The organism is Novosphingobium sp. 11B, assembly GCF_054589055.1.
This window is the reverse complement of the sequence record NZ_BAAILP010000204.1, coordinates 48381-55445: the sequence shown is the minus strand read 5'-3', so window position 1 is coordinate 55445 and position 7065 is coordinate 48381. Positions and strand designations below refer to the sequence as shown.

The 7065-nt window shown below is 66.3% G+C and carries 6 protein-coding genes; all 6 read right to left on the bottom strand.

The window, feature by feature from the left end; translation table 11 throughout:
* Positions 1 to 168: 168 nt before the first annotated feature.
* Positions 169 to 879, bottom strand: a complete 711-nt coding sequence (locus ACYPYD_RS18655) for a dienelactone hydrolase family protein (protein ID WP_459664752.1) — start codon at positions 877 to 879, stop codon at positions 169 to 171.
* A gap of 8 nt (positions 880 to 887) precedes the next feature.
* The gene (gene cysK, locus ACYPYD_RS18650) at positions 888 to 1805 is read right to left on the bottom strand and encodes a cysteine synthase A (protein WP_459664750.1); all 918 of its coding nucleotides are present in this window, start codon (positions 1803 to 1805) and stop codon (positions 888 to 890) included.
* Positions 1802 to 3088 (bottom strand): MFS transporter, encoded by a 1287-nt coding sequence (locus tag ACYPYD_RS18645; RefSeq protein WP_459664747.1) that lies wholly within the window; start codon positions 3086 to 3088, stop codon positions 1802 to 1804. Before ACYPYD_RS18645 ends, cysK begins: the two co-directional genes overlap by 4 nt.
* 65 nt (positions 3089 to 3153) lie before the next feature.
* Complete coding sequence (locus tag ACYPYD_RS18640) at positions 3154 to 5307, bottom strand: TonB-dependent receptor (protein WP_459664744.1); 2154 nt, start codon at positions 5305 to 5307, stop codon at positions 3154 to 3156.
* Between the two features lie 86 nt (positions 5308 to 5393).
* Entirely contained in the window at positions 5394 to 5732 is a 339-nt protein-coding gene (locus ACYPYD_RS18635; protein WP_008830574.1) for a PilZ domain-containing protein, read from the bottom strand.
* Between the two features lie 106 nt (positions 5733 to 5838).
* The coding region (gene tyrS, locus ACYPYD_RS18630; protein WP_459664742.1) for a tyrosine--tRNA ligase at positions 5839 to 7065 on the bottom strand (1227 nt) is incomplete at its 5' end.

Here is a 7065-nt window from a genome sequence, read left to right as displayed (position 1 = left end):
GAAAGCTGGGACCGCTGGCCTGTTACGGCCAACTATCGTTCAAACGCCCTGTCGAGGGTTGGGCTTTGCGCGGCCAGCGGTCCCAGCCTTCGCTGGGATGACGATGTTGGGGATGACGGGCTTTGTTTGCAAATTCCTCCCCGAGCAAGCTCAGGGAGGAATGGGAGGTCAGCCCAGTATCTCGTTGAAGAACGACAGCATCGAGGCCCAGGACTGGCGATCGGCGCTGACGTTGTAGTCGAGGAAGGCCATGCCCTTGTCCAGGCTGTGCGGGTCGGTGAAGCCGTGCTTCACGTTGCCGTAGCTGTGGAAGTGCCAGTCAGCGCCGGCCGCGTCCATTTCCTCCCAGAAGGCGACGACATCCGTGCGGGGCACGAGCGGGTCGGCATCGCCGTGGCAGACGAGGATGCGGGGCTTGATGCCGCCGGGCTGGGCCGGGGCAGTGGTCGGCAGGGTGCCGTGGAAGCTGACCACGCCGGCCAGATCCTCACCCGCGCGGGCGGCTTCGAGGACGGCCTGACCACCCATGCAGTGGCCGATGGCGAAGAGCTTGAGGCCATCGGCGAGCCCCCGTAGCGCATCGATCCCGGCGATGATGCGGGCGCGGTAGTAGGCGTTGTCGGCGCGCAGCTTCTCGGCGACGGGGAACGAAGCCTCGAAGCTCTCGATCGGCTCGCCGTAGAAGTCGGTGATCATCACCAGATAGCCCTCTGCGGCGAGCTTGCGGGCGCGCTCCTCCATCAGCGGGATGACGTTGGCGATCGTCGGGAACAGGGCGACGGCCGCGCGGGCCGCGCCTTCGGGGCGGGCGAGCCAGCCGGTGAGGGCGACACCGGTGTGTTCGTAGGAAACGGGCTCGAGGGTGGGGGTAGTCGTCACGATGGATATCACTCCGGCAGGAAGTCGGGCACCGAGAGATAGCGCTCGCCGGTGTCGTAGTTGAAGCCGAGGACGCGGCTGCCTGCGGGCAGGTCCTTCAGCTTCTGGGCGATGGCGGCAAGCGTCGCGCCCGAGCTGATACCCACGAGCATGCCTTCCTCGGTTGCGCAGCGACGCGCCCAGTCCTTGGCGTCGGCGGGGTCGACCTGAATGGCCCCGTCGATCGACTGGGTGTGCAGGTTGCCGGGGATGAAACCGGCGCCGATACCCTGGATCGGGTGCGGGCCGGGCTGGCCGCCGGAGATCACCGGCGAGAGCGTCGGCTCGACCGCATAGGCCTTCATCGAAGGCCAACTGGCCTTCAGCGTCTCGGCGCATCCGGTGAGGTGGCCGCCGGTGCCGACGCCGGTGACGAGCACGTCGATGGGCTCATCCGCGAAGTCCTTGAGGATTTCCTGCGCGGTCGTCTTGACGTGGACGTCGACGTTGGCGGGGTTGTCGAACTGCTGGGGCATCCAGGCGCCAGGCGTCGCCTCGATCAGTTCCTTGGCGCGCTCGATCGCGCCCTTCATGCCCTTTTCGCGCGGAGTGAGGTCGAACTTGGCGCCGTAGGCCAGCATCAGGCGGCGACGCTCGACCGACATCGATTCGGGCATGACGAGGACAAGGGTGTAGCCCTTGACCGCTGCCGCCATGGCGAGGCCGATGCCGGTATTGCCCGAAGTCGGCTCGATGATGGTGCCGCCGGGCTTGAGGCTGCCGTCGGCTTCCGCCGTCTCGATCATGGCGAGGCCGATGCGGTCCTTGATCGAACCGCCGGGATTGGCGCGCTCGGCCTTGACCCAGACCTCATGGTCCGGAAACAGGCGGGAGAGGCGGATGTGCGGGGTATCGCCGATGGTGGCGAGGATGCTGTCGGCCTTCATGATTTCTGCTCCCAACGGGCTTCGAAGGTACGTGCCCGGCGCAGTTCCGGGAAGAACCAGGCCCAGGCAAGGGTGATGACTATGGCAGCGCTGCCGCCGAAGACAACTGCTCCGGTAGCGCCGAGAAGGGCTGCGGCGAAGCCCGACTGGAACTCGCCCAGCTCGTTCGAGGCCGAGACGGCGAGACCGGAAATCGCCGAGACGCGGCCGCGCACGGTGTCGGGCGTGCGCAACTGGACGAGCGAGCTGCGGATGAACACCGAGATCATGTCGGCGGCGCCGAGGCAGGCAAGGCAGGCGAGCGACAACAGGAAGTGGCGCGAGAGGCCGAAGCCGATGGTCGCGGCGCCGTAGGCCACGACGGCCGCCAGCATCTTGACGCCGACGTTCGACTGCAGCGGGCGGAACGAGAGCCAGAACGCCACCACCGCCGCGCCTGCCGCCGTCGCCGCGCGCATCTGGCCCAGGCCCTCGGGACCGACGTGCAGCAGATCGCGGGCGAAGACCGGCATCAGCGCGGTCGCGCCGCCGAGCAGCACGGCGAAGAGGTCGAGCGTGATGCAGCCGAACAGGAAGCGCTCGCTCCAGACGAACCGGAAGCCCTCGACGATCTGGCGGATCGGGTGAGCCTTGGCCGGGTCGCGCGGGATGGCGGGCAAGTGGCGGATCGCCTGGATGGCGATCGAGGCGCCCAGCGTGAACAGCGCCGAGCACCAGTAGGGCAGGGCGTGGTGGGCCGCGAACATGAAACCGTAAGCGGCAGGGCCGATGATCGTGCCCGCCTGCATTGCGATCGAGTTGAAGCCGATCGCGCGCGGGATCAGCTTGGGCGGCACGATGTTGGGCGCGATCGCCGACATGGCCGGGCTGATGAATACGCGGACCATGCCGTGCATCACCGCGAAGGCATAGAGCACCGGCAGGCTGCGGATTTCCAGCGTGGTGATGATGCCGAGGCCCAGCGCGACGCACATGTCGAGCAGGGCGGCTGTTCCGGCGACCTTGCGGCGGTCGAAACGATCGGCGACGACGCCCGCTACCGGGGTCAGCAGGAACACCGGCAGGAACTGTGCGAAGCCGAGCAGGCCCAGCTGGAACGAGGCCTGCGTGATCGACATGGCGTAGTCGGTTCGGGCGACGTCGTAGAGCTGGTAGCCGATGATGACGACCGTACCCGTCGTCGCCAGCACCGCGAAGAAGCGGGCCAGCCAGAACTTGCGGTAGTCGGCGATCTGGAGCGGCGAAGTGGGGGTGCCGTCGGGAGAAGGATGGGGGAGACTCACGCGGGCTGCATGGCAGCGTGGCCTCCCCTTGCCAAGTTGGATTGGGCTAAACCGGATTGTTTCTTTTAATAGGTGATCCGGGCCGTCAGGCGCACGTCACGCCCGGCGATCGGCACGAAGTCCTTGGTCTGCGATGCCGCCAGGCGGCCCGAGGCGTCGAGCAGGTTGTTGGCGGAGAGGATGAGGGTGAGAGGGCCCTTCTCGCCGACCGGGCGCCAGGTGGCGCTGAGGTTGACGAGCGTGAAGGCGTCTGTCGGGTTCTCGTTCTCGGCCACGCGGTTCTGCCGGGCGTTCCATTCGACTTCACCGCGCAAGTCGAAGACCGGCGAATCGTACTCCAACCCTCCGCGCACGCGCAGCGGCGGGATGCGGGGGACCGGGCCGAGATTGACCAGCCTGGCGTGGGTATAGTCGACCCCGCTGTCGATCTTGAAGGCGCCGCCGCTCTGCGTGCGGGCCACGGTCAGCGCGCCCTCGGCCTCGATGCCGCGGAAGCGGGCGGCGGCCTGAAGGTACTGGTAGATCGGGAGGCTTGATTCCGCGTCGATCTGGCCGGTCGGGACGGCGGCGATGAAGTTGCCGAAGTTGGTGCCGTATGCGGTCACCGATCCGGCGAAATTGCTGCCGCTGTAACGGATGCCGGCTTCGATCCCATCGCTCTTTTCGAGCGTGAAGTTGGGATTGCCGACCTCGAACGACTGCGTGGCGTCATGCGCGCCGTTGACGAACAGTTCCTCCGCGGACGGGGCGCGTTCGCCGTGCTGGTAGTTGACCGAGAGGGTCAAGGTATCGGTCGGGTGCCATGCGGCACCGACGACTGCGGAGTACTGGTCGAACTGGCGGCTCTGCCCGGTCAGCAGGTCGCCGCCATTGGGCTTGGCGCGGATCTGCGTATTCTCGTAGCGCAGCGCGGCTTCGAGATCGAACCGGCCGACTTCGAGTTGCTGCAGCGTGAAAGCCGCGAAGCGGTTGGTCTCGGTGTTCGGCAGCAGCAGTTCGTCGCCGGTGATGTCCAGCGTGGAGGACGAATACTGGACGCCGCTCGAACCGCTCCAGATGCCCCGGCGCGTCTGGTCGGCCTGGAGCCGGGCCGACAGCGACTGGCTGTTGAAACGGGTGCCGACGGCGCCGTCGGTGATCTCGGCGTGGGTGTAATCGCCGTACGCGCCGCGCAGTTCGAGGCGTTTGAGGAAACCGTCGAGGTTGAGGCCCGCCCGCAGGTCAACGCGGGTCTGGCGCAGGCTGATCATCGTCGAGGACGGATCCGCCGAGGGGCGCGGGGGAATGCCGTAGTCGTTGGCCACGCGCTGGGCCGAGACACCGATGTCGCCGCCCGCGTCGATGAACGCGACGCCGCCGCCATATGTCCAGCCCTCGGTGCCGCTGTTGGCGAGCTTGCCCTTGCGGCCTGCCTGAGCCGTCAGATTGGCAGCGCCGGCGGCGTCTCCGTCGGCGGCAAGGGTGTCGGCCGAAGCCAGAGTCTCGGCGCGCAGTTCAGGGGAAAGCACGTAGCCGCCGACGTGCAGATCGTCGGAATGATAGTAGGAGGCATCGAGGTGCGCGACCCACTTGTCGGCCAGCCTGACGTTGGCGGCGACCCCGCCGTTCACGTCGTTGGCGGCGGTGCCGTAACTGCCCAGCGCGTCGATGGTGAACGCCTTGTCCGGCACCGCGCGCGGGATGCGCTTGTCCAGTGCGTTGACCGCGCCGCCTGCCGGATCGCTGGCGTAAAGCAGGACGCGAGGGCCGTGCAGGACTTCGACGCGCTCGATGTTCAACGTGTCGAGCGACACCGCGTGGTCGGCGGAAACGGCGGATGCGTCGAGCGAGCTGAGACCGTCAAGCAGGACCTGAACGCGCGGGCCGTCGAAGCCGCGCAGGATGGGGCGCGATACGCCGGGGGCGAAACCGCTGCTGGTGACGCCCGGAAGGCTTTTCAGCATGTCACCGATCTGCGGCTTCAGATTGCGGGTGAGGGCATCGCCGGTCAGCACAACCGGAGCCGAAATCGGGTCGGCGTTGCCGGAAATGACACGGCCGGTGACGATGATCTCGGGGCCACTCTCCTGCGCGTGGCCGCTCTTGGACGCGGTGGCAGGGCCAGATGCTTCCTGTCCGGACGCTCCCGGCACGGATTGGGCCAGCGCGGGATCGGCGGCGACGGTTGCGACAAGGCTGGCGCAGGCCAGCAGGGCGATTCGGGGAGGGCGGGCTGTCATGTCCAAGCCCTCTAATTGTCATGTTATATTATATCAATATCGTTTTGTGCGTACGCAGCATTTTCCTGACGGGACTTGCCTGATGTTCAGCGCTTGGGACGCAGGCGCGGATTGGGCTGGAGAGTATCGACCAGCTTGAGGAAGTCATCGATCCGGATGATGCGCTCGAACTGGAAACCGGAACGGCCTTCATGGGTCCAGATCATGTGCGCCTCGATCCGGCCTACCACGGGCAGGCGCATGACCAGCCGTTCGCCGCGCTCGAGCGTCATCTCGCCCTGGATCATGAAGCCCTGGGCCGAAATGTTCACGATGTGCAGGTCGAGGTCGCCGAGCTGGCGGTGCTCGGCGATCACGGTGTAATCGACGGGGTGACGCGCTGCGCGCCGTTTGTCGGTTACAGTGAGCTGCGCTCCTGCACTCATGGTTCCATGCCTTTTGCTTTTTGCCGTCGAAGAACTCTAGGCGCAAATGGCAAACAAGCGGTTAATCCCGCCGACTTTGCACCCGGCAGGTCGGCGGGATTAAGTATTACGCCTTTGTGATGACGCCGTGCTTCTTCTTGCCGACACTGAGCTTGCGGTTTTCGCCCGGCGCCAGTGTGATCAGCAGGGCGGGATCGTCCATCACCACGTCGTCGAGACGCACCGCGCCCTCGGCGATCTTGCGCTTGGCCTCGCCATTGGATGCCACGAAACCAAGTTCCACACAGGCCGCGCCGAGACGGATTCCGTCTGCTCCGGCCTCGATGGTCGGCAGATCGCCGCCCATGCCGCCGCCCGCGAAGGTCGCCTGTGCGGTGGCTTCGGCGGACTTCGCGGCTTCCTCACCGCGGCACAGCTTCGTCGCCTCGTTGGCGAGGACGATCTTGGCGGCGTTGATTTCGTTGCCTTCAAGGGCTTCGAGGCGCTCGATCTCGTCCAGCGGCAGGTCGGTGAACAGGCGCAGGCGCTTGCCGACGTCGCGGTCGTCGGTGTTGCGCCAGAACTGCCAGTAGTCGAAATGCGAAAGCTGGTCCTCGTTCAGCCACACCGCGCCGCCGACCGTCTTGCCCATCTTGGTGCCGTCGGCATTGGTGAGCAGCGGCGTCGTCAGGCCGAAGACCTGCGTGCCATCGACGCGGCGCGCGAGTTCCACGCCGTTGACGATGTTGCCCCACTGGTCCGATCCGCCCATCTGCAGGCGGCATGCGGCGCGGCGCGACAACTCCAGGAAGTCGTAGGCCTGCAGGATCATGTAGTTGAATTCGAGGAAGCTGAGCGACTGCTCGCGATCGAGGCGCAGCTTGACCGAGTCGAAGCTGAGCATCCGGTTGATCGAGAAGTGCTGGCCGATGTCGCGCAGGAACGGGATGTATTCGAGGCGGTCGAGCCATTCCGCGTTGTCGACCATGATCGCGTCGCTCGGGCCGTCGCCGAAGGTCAGGAAGCGCTCGAAGACGCGGCGGATCGAGGCGACGTTCTCCTTGATGAGATCCTCGGTCAGCAGCTTGCGCGCTTCGTCCTTGAAACTGGGGTCGCCGATCTTGCCGGTGCCGCCGCCCATCACGACAATCGGCTTGTGGCCCGCGCGCTGAAGCTGACGCAGCATCATGATCGAGACGAGGTGCCCGACGTGCAGCGAAGGCGCCGTCGGGTCGAAGCCGATATACCCCGGCACCACCTGCTTGCCGGCCATGGCGTCAAGGCCCTCGGCATCGGTGAGCTGGTGGATGTAGCCTCGCTCGTCGAGGAGGCGCAGCAGGGTCGAATTGTAGGT